The sequence below is a fragment of the Microbacterium sp. UFMG61 genome (assembly GCF_015354505.1).
Lineage (GTDB): Bacteria > Actinomycetota > Actinomycetes > Actinomycetales > Microbacteriaceae > Microbacterium.
The window spans coordinates 364,761-384,007 of the sequence record NZ_JACAFP010000001.1 but is presented as its reverse complement, the minus strand read 5'-3'; the positions used below and the strand labels follow the sequence as shown (position 1 = coordinate 384,007).

13 protein-coding genes are annotated in these 19,247 nt (G+C 68.7%); 3 read left to right on the top strand and 10 right to left on the bottom strand.

What is annotated here, in order from left to right:
* Positions 1 to 31 precede the first annotated feature (31 nt).
* The 3 genes from pulA to IXW21_RS01855 all read right to left on the bottom strand — a co-directional run bounded on the left by pulA (position 32) and on the right by IXW21_RS01855 (position 7,387).
* Positions 32 to 6,064, bottom strand: coding sequence for a pullulanase-type alpha-1,6-glucosidase (gene pulA / locus IXW21_RS01865; protein WP_194762546.1), 6,033 nt, complete (start codon positions 6,062 to 6,064; stop codon positions 32 to 34).
* Positions 6,065 to 6,478: 414 nt separating this feature from the next.
* Positions 6,479 to 7,021: a hypothetical protein gene (locus IXW21_RS01860; protein ID WP_194762545.1), complete on the bottom strand. Its 543-nt coding sequence runs from the start codon at positions 7,019 to 7,021 to the stop codon at positions 6,479 to 6,481.
* 24 nt (positions 7,022 to 7,045) lie between these two features.
* Positions 7,046 to 7,387 (bottom strand): hypothetical protein, encoded by a 342-nt coding sequence (locus tag IXW21_RS01855; protein WP_194762544.1) that lies wholly within the window; start codon positions 7,385 to 7,387, stop codon positions 7,046 to 7,048.
* A gap of 484 nt (positions 7,388 to 7,871) precedes the next feature.
* On the opposite strand from IXW21_RS01855, the gene IXW21_RS01850 reads away from it, so the two are divergent.
* Positions 7,872 to 8,852, top strand: a complete 981-nt coding sequence (locus IXW21_RS01850) for a hypothetical protein (protein WP_194762543.1) — start codon at positions 7,872 to 7,874, stop codon at positions 8,850 to 8,852.
* A gap of 79 nt (positions 8,853 to 8,931) precedes the next feature.
* On the opposite strand, the gene IXW21_RS01845 is transcribed toward IXW21_RS01850, so the two are convergent.
* Positions 8,932 to 10,116 (bottom strand): thiolase family protein, encoded by a 1,185-nt coding sequence (locus IXW21_RS01845; RefSeq protein ID WP_194762542.1) that lies wholly within the window; start codon positions 10,114 to 10,116, stop codon positions 8,932 to 8,934.
* Between the two features lie 190 nt (positions 10,117 to 10,306).
* Between IXW21_RS01845 and IXW21_RS01840 the strand changes: the two genes are divergently transcribed.
* Entirely contained in the window at positions 10,307 to 10,894 is a 588-nt protein-coding gene (locus IXW21_RS01840) for an antibiotic biosynthesis monooxygenase (protein WP_194762541.1), read from the top strand.
* 85 nt (positions 10,895 to 10,979) lie between these two features.
* Here the strand turns inward: IXW21_RS01840 and IXW21_RS01835 are convergent, their stop codons facing one another.
* The 5 genes from IXW21_RS01835 to IXW21_RS01815 all read right to left on the bottom strand — a co-directional run bounded on the left by IXW21_RS01835 (position 10,980) and on the right by IXW21_RS01815 (position 17,224).
* Positions 10,980 to 11,948 (bottom strand): aldose 1-epimerase family protein, encoded by a 969-nt coding sequence (locus IXW21_RS01835; protein WP_194762540.1) that lies wholly within the window; start codon positions 11,946 to 11,948, stop codon positions 10,980 to 10,982.
* On the bottom strand, positions 11,948 to 13,471 hold the full coding sequence (araA, locus tag IXW21_RS01830) for an L-arabinose isomerase (RefSeq protein ID WP_194762539.1): 1,524 nt from the start codon (positions 13,469 to 13,471) through the stop codon (positions 11,948 to 11,950). Before araA ends, IXW21_RS01835 begins: the two co-directional genes overlap by 1 nt.
* Before the next feature lie 58 nt (positions 13,472 to 13,529).
* A complete protein-coding gene (locus tag IXW21_RS01825) occupies positions 13,530 to 15,233 on the bottom strand; it encodes a xylulokinase (protein WP_194762538.1) in 1,704 nt (567 codons plus the stop codon).
* Positions 15,230 to 15,916 (bottom strand): L-ribulose-5-phosphate 4-epimerase, encoded by a 687-nt coding sequence (locus IXW21_RS01820; RefSeq protein WP_194762592.1) that lies wholly within the window; start codon positions 15,914 to 15,916, stop codon positions 15,230 to 15,232. Before IXW21_RS01820 ends, IXW21_RS01825 begins: the two co-directional genes overlap by 4 nt.
* A gap of 294 nt (positions 15,917 to 16,210) precedes the next feature.
* Positions 16,211 to 17,224, bottom strand: a complete 1,014-nt coding sequence (locus tag IXW21_RS01815) for a LacI family DNA-binding transcriptional regulator (protein WP_194762537.1) — start codon at positions 17,222 to 17,224, stop codon at positions 16,211 to 16,213.
* A gap of 57 nt (positions 17,225 to 17,281) precedes the next feature.
* Here IXW21_RS01815 and IXW21_RS01810 point away from each other — a divergent pair, with 57 nt between their 5' ends.
* Positions 17,282 to 18,127: an NAD-dependent epimerase/dehydratase family protein gene (locus IXW21_RS01810; protein WP_194762536.1), complete on the top strand. Its 846-nt coding sequence runs from the start codon at positions 17,282 to 17,284 to the stop codon at positions 18,125 to 18,127.
* 89 nt (positions 18,128 to 18,216) lie between these two features.
* Here the strand turns inward: IXW21_RS01810 and IXW21_RS01805 are convergent, their stop codons facing one another.
* On the bottom strand, positions 18,217 to 19,239 hold the full coding sequence (locus IXW21_RS01805) for a LacI family DNA-binding transcriptional regulator (RefSeq protein WP_194762535.1): 1,023 nt from the start codon (positions 19,237 to 19,239) through the stop codon (positions 18,217 to 18,219).
* Between the last annotated feature and the right edge of the window lie 8 nt (positions 19,240 to 19,247).

Below are 19,247 nucleotides of genomic sequence, written 5' to 3'. Positions count from 1 at the left end.
ACATGCGCCCCGACATCCGGTCTTCGTCGTTCTAGTAGGCGATCACAGGAAGGGGGATTCGAGCCCGGGAGTCCTGCCACGGCTCCGTGCCGTCGAATCGCACCGTGAGCAGGTGAATCCCACGACCGAGCTTCGGCACCGAGACCGTGGCCCTGCCCTTGTCCGCCGGCGTCAGCGCGACCGTCGCGACGATCTTGCCGCGGTCGTGCACCGTCACGGTGCCCACCGGAGCGCTGCCGTCGTCGGCGGTGACCGTCACCTTCACGGTCGCGCTCTTGCCCGCCTTCACGAGAATGTCGGACGACACCCGAACCGTGGTGTCGATCGGCTGCGCCTGCTCGTCGACGAGCACGGCGACCGAGCGTGCAGGAACCGTCACGGTGCCCGATGCGGCATCCCAGGTGGTGGTCTTGACCACGGCATCCGCTCCGTTGGCCTGCGCCGGGGTCAGCGCGAACGAGCGCCCGGCCAGGCCCGCCACCGTCTGCGTGACCGCAGACGGCGACGAGTTGAACACGACCAGCGCCCCGTCGAGCTCGGCGTCGGCATCGGGACCTGCCAGATCGTCGATCTGCATCACGATGACACCCGGGGTCGCCTCGGCTCCGCCGTTCGGGAACGTCACCTTCTGCCGGATCAGGTCGGCCGAGCCGAGACGCAGCAGGTCGACCTCCTCGCGCACGCGCAGCAGATCGAGAGCGGATGCCTCAGCGGCCGCCATGTCCGCCGCACCGGGCTTCAGCGCCGGGTCGGCGAGCAGGGGCGCCATGATCGGCCATTTCTCCTCATTGTCTGCCGCGGCCGGGAGTCCGGAGCCGAAGGTCGACTCCTGCCCGGTCCAGTCGATGCGGTTGAACCAGTCGCCCGCGTTATAGCTGTTGCGGTCGAGGGACTTCGAGCGCAACAGCTCGGTGCCGGCGTGCCAGAACGACGGCGACTGCGAGAGCGTGACGGTCGCGAGCGACAGTGTGTTCATGCGCACACGGTCGGCCATCGGCGTATCGACCGGCAGCTTGAGCACCGAGAGGTCGTAGAGCGTCTCGTTGTCGTGCGCGTCAACGTAGTTGATCACCTCGTCGGGCTGATCGGCATAGCCTGCCGCCGAGCCGCGATAGTCGATGGCCTCTCCCGCCGTCACCGCGCCGTCACTCGTCATGAACGAGAAGTCGCGCAGGTTGCCCGCGAGCCCGAGCTTGACCAGGTCTGTCTCGTGCCCGAGGTCGGCGAGCGCCTGCTCCGTCGAGCCGTTGATCGGATCGCCGTTCGGGTCGGTGCCGAGACCGGTGCCGAAGCCCTGACGGAACGTCGACGACGAGTCGACCGGGCTGCCGCCGTGCACGGCATCGCGCAGCCGATCGTTGAACGTTCCGATGCCGGTGCCGCCGAGCTGCCCCTGGGTGGCCTGCTCGAACAGGGCGTTGTCGGCGACCTCGCCGAAGTTCCAGCCCTCGCCGTAGAGGTGGATCGCCGAGCCGTCGACGCCGTCCTTCTTCACCGTGAGCGCATCGAGCGCGTCACGCACCGCCTGCATGTTCGTCGTCGAGTGGTGGCCCATGAGGTCGAAGCGGAAGCCGTCGACCCTGTAGTCGCGCGCCCACGTCACGATCGAGTCGACCATGAGCTTCTGCGCGGCGAGGTGCTCGGTCGCGACGTTCTGACAGCACGTCGAGGTCTCGACACCACCGGCCGCGTTGAGCCGGTGGTAGTAGCCGGGAACGACCTGGTCGAGCACCGACTTCTCGTCTTCACCGGAGGCCGCGGTGTGGTTGAACACCTGGTCGAGCACGACCTGCAGGCCCATGTCGTGCAGGGCGCCGACCATCGACCGGAACTCGCTGACACGCGCACCACCTTCGGCGTCGACTGCATACGAGCCTTCGGGGGTCGAGAAATGGTACGGGTCGTAGCCCCAGTTGAACGCGTCGGCATCGGCGACGGCCTGGATGCAGGCCTGCTGCGCCGTGTCCGCGGGGCCGAACGATGCGAGGTCGCAGCCGGGCACCGCCTGTGCCGCTCTGTCTTCCTCGATCGAGGCGATGTCGAACGAGGGCAGCAGGTGCACGGTGTTGATGCCGGCATCCGCGAGCTCGCGCAGCTGAGCGGTGCCTGCGCTGTCGCGGGTGAAGGCCAAGTAGGTGCCTCGCTCCCCCTCGGGAACGGTCTCATCACTGATCGAGAAATCGCGGATGTGCAGTTCGTAGATCGCGCGATCGACTGCTCGATCGACGACCGGCGCCTTCGCCTTCTGCCACTGCGTCGGCTGCCACGCCTTGTCATCGAGATCGATGGCCACCGAGCGCTCCGAGTTCAGCGTGAGGGCCGTCGAGTACGGGTCGGTGACCCGGTTCGTCTCGACCGTGCCTGTTGTCGGAGCGAAGACGACGACCTCCCAGACGTATTCGTCACCCTTGAGGTCCTTCTTGCCCGTGACGGACCAGACACCGGATGCGGCATCCCACGTGGCCTCGTGGCGTACCGGGTCGCCCTCGGCACCCTCGTCCCACGTGAGCAGCGTCGCGCTCTGCGCGGTCGGCGCCCACAGCCGGAACGTCGGGTTCTTGCCCGAGAACGTCACGCCGAGGTCGACGTCGTCGAGAGCCGCGGCATAGAGGTCATCGAGCACCCCTGCGATCTGCACGCCGGTGAACGCGATGAGCGCGCCTGCCTCGTCGCGCTGGGCGACCGCGAGCTGCGTGCGCAGCAGCGCCGCGGCATCGGCATCCGTCACCCGCAGCGCGAGGTAGCCCTCGAGGGCCGGGAACCGGGCGAGCTGCTCGTCGGTCAGACCGCCCTCGATCACGTCGAGCGCGAGGGGCTCGGCGCCCACGATGTCACCGTCGGCGGCGGCGAGCGAGGCGTCAGCCGAAGAATAGAGCTGGTAGGCGGCCTTGTCGGTCGCGCCGAGAGTCGCCGGCCATGCGATCGTCTCGGCATCGACCCAGTGCGCGCGCTGCTCGCCGGCGCCCGGGAGCTGCGGAGTGTCGCTGCCGACCTCGAGGACGTGCGTCGCCAGCGTGTAGCGGAACGACGTCACCGTGCCTTCGGTGGCGCTGAACGAGATGTTCGCGCCGCCAGGCACGCCGTCGGCACCGTAGTTCTCGGCCCAGCTCAGGCCGTGCGCGACCTTGAGCTCATAGGCGCCGGTCGGCAGATCGGCGGTCGCGAACTCGTAGACGCCGTCGCGGTCGCCGTCGGCCATCAGTGTGCCCAGGCAGTCGGGCGACCAGTCGGCGGCGCAGCCGAGCTCGTCCTGCAGCGAACCCGGCAGCGTCACGATGGGGCCGTCGGCCGTGGACTGCACGATGTTCGTGCGCGGATCGAAGTAGAAGGTGATCGGCCCGCCCGCGTGGGTGAGCGCGACGTTCGCGCCGTCGGGCACGCCGTTGGCTCCGTAGTTGATCGCCCAGCTGCCGTTGATCCCCGCCTTGTACTCGTAGTCGCCGGCCGGCAGGTCGAACGTGCCCGCCCACACGCCGTCGGCGCGCAGGGTCAGCTTGGCCCTCTCGCACGCCGGATCCCAGTCGCCTGCGCAACCCATCTCGGAGTTGAGGCTGCCCGGCACCGTCACCATGTCGATGGGTGACTCGGGCTCCTCACCGACCTCGAGCGTCACAGCGTTGCCGACCGACGCGTAGGTCGAGGCGGCTGCATGGTTGCCGGCGGCATCCGTCGTCACGGCCCGATACTCGATCAGCGTGCCGTTCGCGAGGTCGCGGATGTCGTGGAAGACGCGCGGATCCGTGTCCTCCGCGGTGCCGAGGGCCTGCCACTCGTCGGAGCCGACGACGCGCCAGGCGAAGCTGGTCTGCGCCCACTGGTCAGCGATGTCGGCCTGCACGGCGGACTGTCCGGTGACACCGGCTCCCGGTGCCGGTGCGGTGACCGTGAGCGGTGCGGCCTCGGCGGGCGCCGTGACCGTGCGGTCGGCCTTCCAGACCACGGCCGACAGGGCGGGGACCTCGAGAGATGCGGCCGCCCCGGCATCCGTCGTGAGGGGTGCGGCGTCGCCGTAGAGCACCTCGTACGAGGCATCCGCGGTGAGCGTGGCGAGGTCGACCGTCTGCGCGGTCGCGGCGTTGTTCACCGCGACGAGGTATTCGACCTTCTCGTCGGAATCCACGCGCGAGAACGCGTACACGCCCGCACCGGATGCCGCGTGACGCTCGATCTGTGCTCCCTCGTCGAGTGCCGGGTGCGCCTTGCGCAGAGCCGACAGAGCCGCGATGTGCTCGTAGAGCGGGGCATCCGTCGCAAAGCGGTCGACGGAGCCCGCCTGCTCACCCGTGATGAGGTTCTGGTTCGCGTACTCGTCGACCTGCGTGGCGAAGAGCGACTGCCGCGCGTCCTTGTCGCCGCCGGGGCCGGTGAAGCCCTGCTCGTCGCCGTAGTAGACGACCGGCTGGCCGCGGGTGAGGAACATGAGCTCGTGCGCAAGCTCATCGCGCTGCAGCGGAGCATCCGTCGACTGCAGGAAGGATCCGACCCGACCCATGTCGTGGTTGCCGAGGAACGTGGGCAGCGCCGTCGACGACGAGTCGGGCGTCGTGTAGCGATCGTCGCCCGCGAACAGCGACTGCAGCCCCTTGGCCGAGTTGCCCGACGCATAGCTGACAGCGGAGGACTGGAATGTGAAGTCGAGGATCGAGTTCATGTCGGTGTCGCGCACGTACGGGGCGAGCTTGACCGGATCGGCGTCGTAGACCTCGCCGAACATGAAGAAGTCGTCGTTGCCCTTCTCGTGGGCGTAGTCGAGCACGTCGGCGGTCCACTTCTCCCAGAACTCGAAGTTCACGTGCTTGACCGTGTCGATGCGGAAGCCGTCGATGCCCAGGTCGATCCACTTGTCGTACACCTCGACGAAGCCGTTGACGACGGTCGGGTGCTCGGTCATCAGGTCGTCGAGTCCGCTGAAGTCGCCGTAGGTGACGGACTCCCCAGACCAGGTCGAGTCGCCGCGGTTGTGGTACAGCGTGGGGTCGTTCAGCCAGGCCGGGACCTTGACGTCGATCTCGCTGTCGGCGACCACCGGCGTATAAGGGAAGCTCGTCGCCGGGTCGAGCTCGGGGAAGCTGTCGGTGCCGGCGTGATCGGCCGGATCGAAGGCCGTGCCCGCGGCATCCGTGTAGGGACTCGTCGACTGATCGATGTAGGAGTACTGGCCTTCGGCGTAGTCGATGACATCGGCGGTGTGGTTGGTGATGATGTCGAAGTAGACCTTGATGCCGCGATCGTGGGCCTCGGCGATCAGCGCCTGCAGCTCCTCGTTCGTGCCGAGGTGCGGGTCGATGCGGGTGAAGTCGGTGACCCAGTAGCCGTGGTACCCGGCCGAAGCGTTCGCGCCCTCACCCTGCACCGGCTTGTTGGCGAAGCTGGGGGTGAGCCAGATCGCCGACGTGCCGAGGCCCTCGATGTAGTCGAGGTTCTGCCGGATGCCGGCGATGTCGCCACCCTGGTAGAAGCCCTTGTCCGTCGGATCGAATCCGGTGGTGAGCCGGTCGCCCTCGAGGCCGCCGGTGTCGTTTCTCGGATCGCCGTTCGCGAAGCGGTCGGTCATCACGAAGTAGAACTGCTCTCCGGCTCCGGCCTGGCGCACCGGGCTCGTGATCAATGCGTCGTCGTCTGCCGTGTACCCATCGCGCAGGTCGGTCGCCTCGAGACCGACCCGCTTGAGGGTGTCGTCGAACGTGAATCGCAGCGTGGTGGGCCCGGCGACCGTGAGGGGGATGTTCTCGGCGCCGCCGTCGAGGCCGTAGGCCTCGTCCCAGCCGTCGTCGAGCGCGACCTTGTACTCGTAGTTGCCCGCGGGCACCTCGAACTCGGCGGAGTAGACGCCCTCGGCGCCCGAGGGTACGAGCTCGGTCTCGGCGCAGTCGGGGGCCCAGTCCGCTGCGCAGCCGAGTTCGGACTGCAGCGATCCGACGAGGGCGACTGTTCGATCGGCGGCGGAGGCGGGCTCGGCGCTGAGGGTGCCCGCTGTGCCGAAGCCCGAGACGACGAGCGCAGTGGCGGCGAGGAGGGCGAGCGGACGTGATGCGGTCGTCTTCGACCGAGCCGGTGTGAACAAGTGATGCTCCCTGGGTGCGGGCGGACACGACGACGTGTCCGAAGGCTTGCGAGTGAAGCTAGCAGGGAGGGTTCGTGAACTGCAAGCGCTTGCAGGAGTGCTCTGGCGAAAAGTCAGGGGTGGGTGCGGGTGAGCTGGCCGAAAGTCGCAAGCGCTTCCATCGGCTTCTCGATTGCGCCGCCTGGTACGTCCGTATTTCGTCTACGGTTCCGGGGTCTCTCCGTTCTCGTAGGTGTCGACAACAGCACGTTGCTGGTCATTCAGCCCATCAAGGGTGCCGCCCGGGAGAGCATCCTGGAGGGTTCCCGCGGCTGTGTTCCCGAGCATCGGCCACACCACTTGGCCGGGGGCCGATTGGTCTACGACCACGAACCCCTGAGAGCCGGTGAGAACCCACCGCGGCGCACCCGCTGCCTAGGGGTCTCCCTTCTCGACGACGTACTCGTCACCGACCGCGAGGTCTTCCGAAGAGAGTTCACGTTCGAGATAGACCAGCGCGTCGAGATCATGCGGTGCGGATTCCGCGACCTTGCCTATGTCCATCCCGCCGGGGAAGGGGAGGTACAGCGTGTCTCCGGGAGCAAGCCGGCTGTCTCCGTTCGATGTGACAACCTTGCTGACCGTGAATTCCGCAAGGATGACGGCACCGACGTCCATCCCCGTCGCGGTTGTCACACGATCCCCGGCCAACCAGCGCTTCACCGTTCCGAGAGCAACGATCTGGGAGTCGTCGGCAAGCTCGGTCATGTCGCGCGAGAACATCTCATTAGCGACCGCGGAGAGATCGAGGAAGCTGAGCTGGTCCCCCGTGCTGAGCCGCGTGGACTCATCTGTGCTGGTTGCAGTAGGCGCCGTGCCGACGGTCGTTGGCGCTGAGTGAGTCGCGCAACCGGTGAGCGTGAGCGCCAGGAATGAAGCGGCCATGACTGCGCTGATCTTCGCCGTGGAATGAAGCACGGTGGACTCCTCAGTACGCGTTGTTCATGAGATCGCGGTGATGGATGCTGTAGCCGGACCAACTCGTGCGGTATAAGTGTCGTAGAGCACCGTTTGCGCATCCAGGTTTGCCATGGCCTCGCCGAAGCGGTCGCCGATGATGCTTGGCCAGGGATAGACGGTACAGAAGTCAACATTTCTGTCGTCTGATTGGCACGGGATCATGTTGCTCACCTGTGCCCCCGGGTACCACTGGCGACAGGTGTTGCTCAAGGTGTCGGCCCGAGCAGCATCGATCGAAATCGCGCCTCCGGGGCTTGCGATCAGAGCTGCAGCGACTAACGCAGCGCACGTGAAGAGCCGTGAGAATCGTGACTCCGTCGTCATGGCTCGGACCATACACCCGCCAACGCGCCGAGGTCCGCCCTCGCCAATCAGGGATATCGGTATTCCGGAGTACCTTGCCAGCCTGACTTCCAGCCATGCGCCTCAGCCACGCGGATCACTCTCTCGCGACCGCTGCGCCGGGCGTGTACGTGTTCACTGCTTCTTATCGGGCTCGTCGACGCCGATGAGGATTTCTCGCCGCGTTCACCGCCCGGACACCTTCGCCGACTACAACTGCACATGCGCGGACACAGACTCAGACCGGATCGGGTAGTCACGTCATCCGCGCATACGGTGAGCGTCTGCTCCCGAAGAGACCCCCGCCGAATCGGGTCGGCGGGGGTCTTCTCTTCCCCCGGCACCCTTCGAATCGCTTACTTTGCAGTTTGCGACTGGTTGTTTCTGCAAAGTGCGCGATTCGAAGGCCGCCGGGGGCTGTGGACAACCGCGTACGCCAGCGCGGTCGTGTGCCACCTTTGGGACCATGACGCCACCCGAGAACCTTCCGGACGAGTTCTGCGGCACCGGCTTCTCGGTGCACATCGCGCGGCTGCACGGCGTGAGCCGCAACCGCCTGCGCAGCGTCGATCTGCAAGCCCCGTTCTTCGGCATTCGCGCTCCCGCCGGACCGGTGCCGACGTTCGACGACATCGCGGATCCCCATGAACGGCAGCGCCGCGCGCGCGTCCACCGCGCCCGCGTCTACGCGCCGCGACTGCACACCGGCCATTTCTTCAGCCATCAGACGGCAGCGTCGATCTGGGATGCGCCACTGCCGCTCGAGTTCACCGATGATGACCGGATCGCCGCATACAGCGATCTCCGTCTGCACGTCAGCGCCGCTGGACACACGCCCTTCCCCCACGCGAGCGGCCTCGTCGGTCATCGAACGCTGGCGAGCATGACGGAGATCACGGTGCACGATGGCTTGCGAGTCACTTCGCCCGCCGCGACCTGGGCGTCGCTCGGCGGACTTCCGCTCTTCGACATCGTCGCCATCGGCGACCACATGTGCCGCGTGTGGCGACGCGGAAGGGGCAGGCCGACACCCGGACGCGCACCGCTCTCGACGCGCGCAGATCTGCGGACGATGCTGGACGCCGGGCGACGACGTGGAGCGGCGCGACTCAGGGACGCACTCGAGCTCGTCCGCGAGGACTCCTGGTCGCCACGCGAGACGCGAGTGCGCTGCATCCTGTTGACCGGCGGGCTGCCGGAACCGGAGCTCAACGTGGATCTCTACGACGAACGCGGGCGCTTCCTCGGATGCGTCGACATGGTCTACCGCGACGCTCGTGTCGTCATCGAGTATCTCGGCATGTTGCATGGGGCGCAGTGGGCGGCTGATGTGGAGAGGCTCGCACGGCTCCGCGCCGCGGGGTGGATCGTCGTCGAGGTCACCTCACCTCTTCTGCGTCGTCCGGAGGAACTGGTTCGGCGGGTGTCGGCAGCTCTCGGCGCCTGACCCGCCTTCGAATCGCTTACTTTGCAGTTCTCCGGTCGCCATTTCTGCAAAGTGCGCGATTCGAACGCCGAGGATGCCGCTACAGCCGCTCGATGATCGTCGCGTTCGCCATGCCGCCGCCCTCGCACATGGTCTGCAGGCCGAACCGGCCGCCGACGGCCTCGAGCTGGTCGACGAGCGTGCCGAGCAGGCGGGTACCCGAGGAGCCCAGGGCATGCCCGAGGGCGATCGCCCCTCCTCGCGGGTTGAGCTTCGCGGCATCCGCCCCGAGCTCGGCCGCCCACGCGAGCGGCACCGATGCGAAGGCCTCGTTGACCTCGTAGGCATCGAGGTCGTCGATCGTGAGTCCGGTGCGCTCGAGGATGCGTCGGGTCGCGGGGATCGGCCCGGTCAGCATCATCAGCGGGTCGTCTCCGACCACCGTGAAGGCCTGGAACCTCGCACGTGGCGTGAGCCCCAGCGCTTCGGCACGTTCGGCGCTCATCAGCAGCGCGGCGGATGCTCCGTCGGTGAGCGGCGAGGAGTTGCCGGGGGTGATGCGCCAGTCGACCTCCGGGAAACGGGCGGCGAGCGCATCCGTCCGGAACGCGGGCGGAAGACCCGCCAGCCCCTCGGCCGTCGTGCTCGCGCGGACGGTCTCGTCGGCCACGGCATCCGGAGCCTCCGCGACTGGGATGACCGTGCGGCCGAAAAATCCATCGGTCCATGCGGCGGCCGCGCGGCGGTGCGATTCAGCGGCGTAGGCGTCGAGGGCTGCGCGGTCGAGGCCCCAGCGCTGCGCGATCAGCTCGGCCGAGACGCCCTGGTTCACGAGCCCGTCCGGATACCGCTCGCGCAGACGCGGCGACATCGGCGAGCCACCCGCGCCGGATGACCCGAGCGGTACCCGGCTCATCGACTCGACGCCGCCGACGATCACCGCGTCATAGGCGCCGGCGATGATCCCCTGCGCGGCGAAGTGCACGGCCTGCTGACTCGACCCGCACTGCCGGTCGATCGTCGCGGCCGGGATCGACTCGTCGAACCCCGCGGCAAGCACCGCCTGGCGGGCGATGTTCGACGATTGATCGCCCACCTGGCTCACGCAGCCGAGCAGCACGTCGTCGATCTGTCGCGAATCGAGCCCGCTGCGCTCGAGGATCGCGGCGAGCGCTCCGGCAGCGAGATCGACCGGATGCACCCCCGACAGGGTTCCGCCCGGCTTCCCCCTCCCCACGGGGGTCCGGACGACATCGATCAGAACGGCTTCGCTGCGCGTGCTCATGCGTCCCATTGTCACCCTCGCGCCTCGTTCGTATCGCGCACTTTGCAAGAATCGGCCGCCGGAATCTGCAAGGTGAGCGATTCGAACGGCATCCATCCGAAATACAATCGGAGGTGCGCCCGCACCCCGGCGCATCCCCCACCGCCGAGGCGCCCGTGACCCGGGCGACCGCACTCTCCGAGGACCCACCATGTCCAGTGAACCCATCACCGTCTCCATCCGCCGCGAGGTCGACCCCGAGCACGTGACCGCCGCGACCGCCTGGGTGCAGACGGGCGTGAACCTCGCTCACCGGTATCCGGGTTTCCTGGGATCGGGATGGGTACGCGACGGCGAGGATTCGCACATCTGGCACATGCTGTACCGGTTCGCGGACGAGAAGTCGCTCGTCGCCTGGGAGCAGTCCGGCGAGCGCGAGTGGTGGAAGTCGACCGGCGAGCAGTTCGTGCGCAGCGAGCACGTGCACCGGCGCACCGGCATCGAGGGCTGGTTCGACCAGCCGACCACCGACACCATCACGCTTCCCCGCGCCGACGGCTCGACGACCACCGTCGCCATGGTCAGCACTCCCCCGCGCTGGAAGCAGGCGGTGTCGATCTGGCTCGGATTCTTCCCGGTGAACCTCGCGTTCACGTACGCGATGAGCCCGGTCCCGGGCTGGAACGAGCTGCCGATCTGGCTGCGGGTGCTCGCGACGACGGCCGTGCTCACGCCGATCATGGCGTACTGGGTGCTGCCGTTCGTGACGCGCTCGCTGCGACGCTGGCTCAACCGCTGAGGCGGGCCGGCGCTTGCGTCGCAATCCGTGCCGTGCCTCAGCCTGCTCAGCGGCACGAACTGGGACGCAAGCCCGGCGACGCGACTCAGACCGCGGCGATACGCCAGGATGCCGCGTGCGCAGCGCCCGGTTCGAGCACGACCAGGTCGGTTGCCGAGTTGAAGGCATCCGGCGGGCAGGTCATGGGCTCGACCGCGAGGCCGATGCGGTGGATCGCGTCGATCCCCGGGTTGTCGGCCGTGTGCACCTGCACCCAGGGGCAGCGCTCGTCGAATGTGATCGCGACGCCGGTTCCGGCATCCGTCACGAGCCGAACCTCGGCGACACCGCCCTCGCGTGCGAGGCCGGTGAACGCGTGGTCGATGAAGACGTCGCCGATCTGGCGCGCAGCGCGGAAGTCCCACTCCGGATGCTCCGCCACGGCCTCGACGGCCACCGGGCTCAGGCGGTCATCGGTGACGGTGAGCACCTCGGATGCCGGCAGGGTGAGAGTCCAGTCGTCCACCCGGCCGCCGGGACCGGCGACGAGATACGGATGCGGTCCGGTGCCCCACGGTGCGGCATCCGCCCCGAGATTGTGCGCGGTCACGGTCTGGTGAAGGCCGTCGGCGTCGATGCGGTACTCGGTCTCGACCTCGACGCGGAACGGATATCCGGTCTGCGGCTCGATCACGGCGGCGAGCACGACACGGTCGCCGAGCACGAGGCGGTCCTCGAACTCGGCCCACGAGAGCAGGCCGTGCAGCGCCTGACCACGGCCGGGCTCGGTGAGGGCGAGCTGATGCTCGACGCCGCCGAAGGTGTACCGGCCGTCGACGATGCGGTTGGGCCACGGTGCGAGGCTGGTGCCGCGGTATCCGGGCCGCACCTCGTCGGCCTCGAACGGCACGACGAGGTCGCGCCCCTCGAATGTCAGCACGCGCAGCGATGCGCCGACGCTCGCGATCACGGCCTCGTAGCCATGACCTGCGATGCGCAGCTGTCGCCCGGAGCGCGGGCGCGCCGCGGTCGCGACATCCACGGCGGAACCGGCGACAGCAGAGACGTCGGCCATCACAACCCCTGCGCGAGTCGGTAGTACGCCTGGTTCCAGCGGACCTGCTTCTGGAACTCGGGCAGCGTGGTCGCCTCGTCGATCACGAGCAGCTCGACCTCGGCCATCTCGGCGAAATCCCGGAAGGCCTCGAGCCCCACGGCCGTCGACATGACCGTGTGGTGCGCGGCGCCCGCGGTCAGCCAGGCGGCGGCGGAGGTGGTGAAGTCGGGCTGCGGCTTCCAGACGGCGCGGCCGACCGGGAGCTTCGGCAGCGACTGGCGCGGCGGCACGTTCTCGACGACGTTCGCAGTGAGGCGGAACCGGTCGCGCATGTCACTGAGTGCGACGACGACCGCGGGGCCGGGGTCGGCTGTGAAGACCAGGCGCACCGGGTCGTCCTTGCCGCCGATGCCGAGCGGGTGGATCTCGAGAGTCGGCTTCGCGGTGGTGAGCGACGGCGAGACCTCGAGCATGTGCGCGCCGAGGATCAGCTCGTCGCCGGGGGTCATGTCGTAGGTGTAGTCCTCCATGAGGCTCGCGCCGCCGGGCAGTCCCGCGCCCATCACGTTGGCGACGCGCACGAGGATCGCGGTCTTCCAGTCGCCCTCGGCACCGAAGCCGTAGCCCTCGGCCATCAGGCGCTGCACCGCGAGACCGGGCAGCTGCGTCAGCGCGCCGAGGTCTTCGAACGACGTGGTGAAGGCGCCGAAGCCGCCTTCTTCGAGGAACGTCCGCAGCCCGATCTCGATCGCGGCTCCGTCGCGCAGCGACTGATGGCGGTCGCCACCGCGGCGCAGCTCCGGTACGACCTCGTAGAGCTCCTCGTACTCGGCCACGAGGGCGTCGATCTCGGACTCGGATGCCGCGGCGACCGCATCCGCCAGGTCGTTCACGCCCCACGTGTTGACCTGCACACCGAAGCGCAGCTCAGCCTCGGTCTTGTCGCCCTCGGTGACGGCGACGTAACGCATGTTGTCGCCGAAGCGGGCGAGCTTCAGCGAACGGGAGGCCGCGAGGCCGGCGGCCGCACGCTGCCACGTCGCGATCTCCTGACGCACTCGCGGGTCGCTCGCGTGACCGACGACGGTCTTACGCGGCACGCCGAGACGCGTCTGGATGTAGCCGAACTCGCGGTCGCCGTGCGCCGCCTGGTTCAGGTTCATGAAGTCGAAGTCGATGTCGGCCCACGGCAGCTCGACGTTCGCCTGCGTGTGCAGGTGCGCGAGCGGCTTCTGCAGCGCGTCGAGACCGGCGATCCACATCTTCGCGGGGCTGAACGTGTGCATCCACGCGATCAGGCCGATGACGCGGTCGTCGGCGTTCGCCTCGAGCGCGGTGCGCTTGATGGCCGCGGCATCCGTCAGCACCGGCTTCCAGACGATCTTCACGGGCACCTCGCCCGCGTCGTCGAGGATGCGCGCGATCTCCTGCGACTGCTCGGCGACCTGCGCGAGCGTCTCGGGGCCGTAGAGGTGCTGGCTGCCGGTGAGGAACCAGACCTCGTAGCCGTCGAGCGAGGTGGTGAGCGGGGTGCGGGTCATGAGTGGCCTTTCAGAAGGTGGGTCGCTGAGCCTGTCGAAGCGTGGGCGAGTCGGAACGTCAGCGACCGGTGGGGAGAGCGGTGATCGCAGCGGCCTCGATGGCGAGGCCCGCGCGGTAGCGGTCGAGATAGGCGGTGAAGCCGGCGACGTCGGCGGGATCGGGCTCGGCGACGGCGAGGGATGCCGAGGCGAAGACGTCCCGTTCGAGGTACTCGCCGAGCGAGGCGGACTCGGCGTGCGCGAGGTACGACGCGAGCACGGCGATGCCCCATGCCCCGCCCTCGGAGGCGAGTTCACCCACCGCGACCGGAGCGCCCAGCGCTCCGGCGAGGAAGCGCTGCGCGACTCCTGCCGTGCGGAACATGCCCCCGTGCGCGAACATGCGGTCGAGCTCGACGCCCTCGGCGGTGAGCACCTGCATCCCGAGCGCGAGCGTGCCGAAGACGCCGTACAGCTGCGAGCGCATGAAGTTCGCCAGCGTGAAGGCGCTGTCGGGGGTGCGCACGAACAGCGGGCGCCCCTCGGTCAGACCGGCGATCGGCTCTCCGGCGAGGTGGTTGTAGGCGATCAGCCCACCGGCATCCGCCTCACCGTCGAGAGCCTCGCGGAAGAGCGCGTCGAAGACAGCGTCGTCGCTCAGCGGCTGACCCGCCGCGGCGGAGAAGCGGGTGAAGAGACCCGCCCAGGCGGCGAGCTCGCTCGCGCCGTTGTTGCAGTGCACCATCGCGACGGCGTCGCCGGCCGGAGTCGTCACGAGGTCGAGCTCGTGATGCACCTCGGCGAGGGGCCGCTCGATCACGACCATCGCGAAGATGCTCGTGCCTGCCGAGACGTTGCCGGTGCGCGGCGACACCGAGTTGGTCGCGACCATGCCGGTGCCGGCATCGCCCTCGGGCGGGCAGAGCGGGATGCCGGGCTGCAGCGTGCCGGTCGGGTCGAGGAGCCGTGCGCCGTCGTCGGTGAGCGTTCCCGCGGCGGCGCCGGCCGGGAGCACAGTCGGGAGCAGGTCCTTGACCTTCGTGGGGAGCCGGTCGCCGGCGAGGGCGTCGTAGGCCTGCAGCATCCGCTCGTCGTAGTCGCCGCTCGCCGAATCGATCGGGAACATGCCGGATGCGTCGCCGACACCGAGCACGCGCTCGCCCGTCAGCGTCGTGTGCACGTATCCGGCGAGGGTGGTGATGAAGTCGAGCTGCGGCACGTGCGCCTCGCCGTCGACGACGGCCTGATGCAGGTGCGCGATCGACCAGCGCAGCGGGATGTTCACACCGAGAAGATCGGTCAGCTCGGTCGCCGCCGCGCCCGTGTTGGTGTTGCGCCAGGTGCGGAACGGTACGAGCAGCTCGCCCTGCGCGTCGAAGGCCAGGTAGCCGTGCATCATGGCCGAGATGCCGATCGCTCCGAAGGTCTCGGGGCGCAGGTCGTAGCGGTTCTCGACGTCGGCGACGAGCTCGGCGTATGCGGCCTGGAGCCCCGCCCAGACCTCGTCGATCGCGTACGTCCAGAGTCCGTCTTCGAGCCGGTTCTCCCAGGCGAAAGAGCCGGTCGCGAGCACCTCGGTGGCGTCGGACCCGATCAGGCAGGCCTTGATGCGGGTGGAGCCGAATTCGATGCCGAGGCTCGTGCGGCCGGCGACGATGTCGTCACGGGCGGTCGTCGAACCTTCGGTCCCTGAGCCTGTCGAGCCTTCGGTCCCTGAGCCTGTCGAACCCTGGGTCCCTGAGCCTGTCGAGCCCTGGGTCCCTGAGCCTGTCGAAGGGATCATCGGCGGGCGTCCGAGTTCTGTCCGTAGACGTTCTGGTACCGATTGAAGAGGCTGTCGATCGTCTCCTGCGGAATCGGGATCAGCGGGCCTGCCTCACGGGCGTAGTGGACGGTGCGGGCGACGTCTTCGACCATGACGGCCGCCTTCACGGCATCCTTCGCGTCGACGCCGATCGTGAACGGGCCATGGTTCTGCATGAGCACCGCGCGGCTGCGGTGACCGCTGAGGGTCTGCACGATGCCGCGGCCGATCGAGTCGTCGCCGATGATCGCGAACGGGCCGACCGGAATCGGTCCGCCGAACTCGTCTGCCATGGCCGTGATGACGCAGGGGATCTCCTCGCCGCGCGCGGCCCAGGCCACCGCGAACGTCGAGTGCGTGTGCACGACGCCGCCGACCTCGGGCATGTGGCGATAGACGTAGGCGTGAGCCGCGGTGTCGCTCGAGGGCGAACGGTCGCTGCCCGGGGTGCCCGGGATCACAGCACCGTCGAGGTCGCACAGGATCATGTTCTCGGGGGTGAGGTCGTCGTAGCTCACGCCCGAGGGCTTGATCACGAACAGGTCGGCGCCGGGCACGCGACCCGAGACGTTGCCGCCTGTCCAGACGATGAGGTCGTAACGGACGAGCTCGCCGTGCAGACGGGCGACGTCTTCGCGGACGGTGCGGATGGCGGCGGCTATCTCCGGGGAGAAGGAACTCTCGTCAGAGAAAGCGGGGGCTTCGTTGCTCACGGATACCTCAGGGTCGTCGGTGGTCACTGTGCCCTCCGAAGGACTGTGACCGGTCACAGAAGTGTGTCACGGCGGTCCGCCGACCGTCAAGACGCGGGGATCGACGATCGGGCGTTCACGACTCAGCATGAGATCGACGACGGCTCGGCCAGCGGCCCGGGATGACGCCGGTTCAGTCTCGCGATGGACCCCGCGGTGCTGAGTTGCGAACGCTGAGTGACGGAGCGTCAGCGAGAACGAGCGTCAGCGCGGCGGGGCGACCGACGCCCGGGTCACGAGCACCGGTGCCACGGGCTGAAGGTCGGATGCTGGCGCCCCGCTGCTGCCCGCGAGGGCCGCCGCCACGGCACGGCGCGCCAGTTCGTCGAAGTCCTGACGCACGGTCGTGAGCTTCGGCCAGTAGTACGCGGCATCGGGGATGTCGTCGAACCCGACCACGCTGATGTCGTCGGGCACCGAGAGCCCCGCCTCATGGAGTCCGCCGAGCAGCCCGAGCGCCATCTGGTCATTCGCGGCGAACACCGCGGTGACTCCGGCCTCACGCACAGCGGCGACTGCCGCATAGCCCGACCCCGCGGTCCAGTCCCCCTCGATCACGGGACCCGCGACGAGACCGCGCTCTGCGAGCTCTGCAGCGAACCCCTCGGCACGCGACTCGGCCTCGAGCCAGTCGGCGGGACCGGCGAGGTGCGCGATGCGCGTGTGACCGGCGTCGGCGAGCGCCGCGACAGCGAGACGCGCACCGGCAGCCTGATCGACCGAGAGGCCGCGGGCGCCACGGTCGGCGGCGTGCAGCGTGACGACCGGCACGCCGATCCTCAGGGCATCGAGTGCTTCGAGAGTGCGCGCATGCGGTGCGACGACCACGATCCCCTCGACTCCCTGCATGACCAGATGATCGACGGCCGAGACGACGGCCGCGGCATCCCCGGCATCCGCGAAGGCGGCGCTGACCCAGTACCCGACCTCGCGCGCCGATGCCTCGAGTGCGGCGATGCTGCGCGACGGGCCGTATTGCAGAGCATCGGATGCCAGCACTCCCAGCGTCCGGGACCGCCTCGTGCCCAGCGCTCTGGCGGCGTTGTTCATGCGGTAGCCGAGCTCTGTCATCGCGGCGAGCACCCGTTCGCGGGTCTCCGCGGCGACCTCGGGATGGTCATTGAGCACCCGCGACACCGTCTGCCGAGATACCCCGGCCAGCGCGGCGACATCGCGCACGCCGACGGTGCGGCGGGGCTCGCTGCTCGTGTCACTCACGCCGACGAGTGTATGCCGACCGGCCCCGACGCCTCGCCGTCGTGCCACTCTGGTGACATGCGCATCGCACTCACGGGATCATCGGGCAAGCTCGGCAGCGTCGTCGCGCGGGAACTCCGCGCCCACGGCCACGAGGTCATCGGCATGGACGTCGCGGGGGCCCGCGGGCCCGACTTCGTGCAGGTCGACCTCACGGATTACGGCCAGGTCGTGGATGCTTTCACGGCAGTCGGTGACCGACACGACGGCATCGATGCCGTCGTGCATCTCGGGGCGATCCCCGCCCCCGGCATCCGCAGCGATGTCGCGACCTTCCACAACAACATGCCCGCGACGTTCAACGTCTTCTGGGCGGCGGTGCGCCTCGGCATCCGGCGCGTCGTCTACGCGTCGAGCGAGACCGTTCTCGGCCTGCCGTTCGACGTGCCGCCGCCCTATGTGCCGGTCGACGAGGACTACCCCGCCCGCCCCGAATCGGTCTACTCGCTGGTCAAGACGCTCGAGGAGCAGTTGGCGAGGGAGCTCGTGCGCTGGCATCCCGACCTCTCGATCACCGCGCTGCGCTTCTCGAATGTGATGAACCCGGACGACTACGCCGAGTTCCCCGACTTCGACGCCGACGCCCTGCGCCGTAAGTGGAACCTCTGGGGCTACATCGACGCGCGCGACGGCGCGCAGGCCGTGGAGCGCGCGCTCGAGGTGGCGACCCCCGGGTTCGACAACTTCATCATCGCGGCGGCCGACACGGTGATGTCCCGCCCGAACGCCGAGCTGCTCGCCGAGGTCTTCCCCGACGTCCCTGTCGCGCGCGAGTTCGGCCCGAACGAGACACTGCTGTCGATCGACAAGGCCCGCCGCATCCTGGGCTTCGACCCGCAGCACTCCTGGCGCGACCACGTCTGACCGGACGGACCGCCTTCGAATCGCGTGAATGACCCTGTTTCGCGAGGAAACGGGGTCATTCACGCGATTCGAAGATCCGAGAGGGCGGCTCAGCGGCGGGCGATCGTCGACCCGCGGATCACGAGGCGCACCGGCAGATGGTGCGACCCCTCCCCGATGTCGATCCCGTCGATCGCGTCGAACACCCGAAGCGCCGCCTGACGCCCCAGCTGCTGCAGGTTGGCGTCGATGCTGGTGAGCTCGGGTCGCGCGTTCGTCGCGAGCACCTCCCAGTTGTCGTAGCCGATCACCGCAAGGTCGTCGGGAACGGTGCGTCCGAGATCCCGCGCCGAGTCGAGCACGCCCCGAGCGATCTGGTCCGACCCGCAGAACACGGCGTCGATGTCGGGATGCCGCTGCAGCAGCATCGCCGCGGCATCCCGACCCCAGTGCTCCGTCCACTCCGAGAACATCGGCTCGCCCATGAGTTCGAGCCCCGCTTCGCCGAGCGCGGCTCTCGCTCCGGCGAGACGATCCTGCGCCGCGGCATAGGTCGGGTCGCCCGAGATGTGAGCGATGCGCCGTCGCCCGCAGGCGAGCAGGTGCTCGATCGCGAGACGCCCGCCCGCATAGTTGTCGGGGGTCAATGACAGGTCGCGCGGATCGTCGGACGGCGCGTAGGCGTAGACGACGGGCACGGGGATCTCTTGCCCGAGCGAGGGGCGCGCATCCGTCTGGCGACCGACGACGATGATGCCGTCGACCCGGCGACTGAGCAGCTCGCGCAGGTGGTGCTGCTCGCGGATCGCGTCACCGCGCGCGTCGCAGAGGAAGACGTTGATGCGGCCCGCCCCGAAGGCGTCCTCGGCGCCCATCAGGATCGGGATCATGAAACGGCCTTCGAGGTCGCTCGTGAGCAGGCCCACGGTTCCGGTGCGTCCGGCGAGCAGTCCTCGTGCCATGGCGTTCGGCGTGAACGCGAGTTCCTCCGCGATCGCGCGAACCTTGGCGCGGGTCGCGGCAGAGACATCTCCCCGGTCGTTCAGCGCCTTCGACGCCGTCGAGATCGACACCCCGGCGCGCGCGGCGACGTCTCCGAGGGTCACCGCCCGTGTTCCAGTCGTGTCGCTCATCCCGCTCC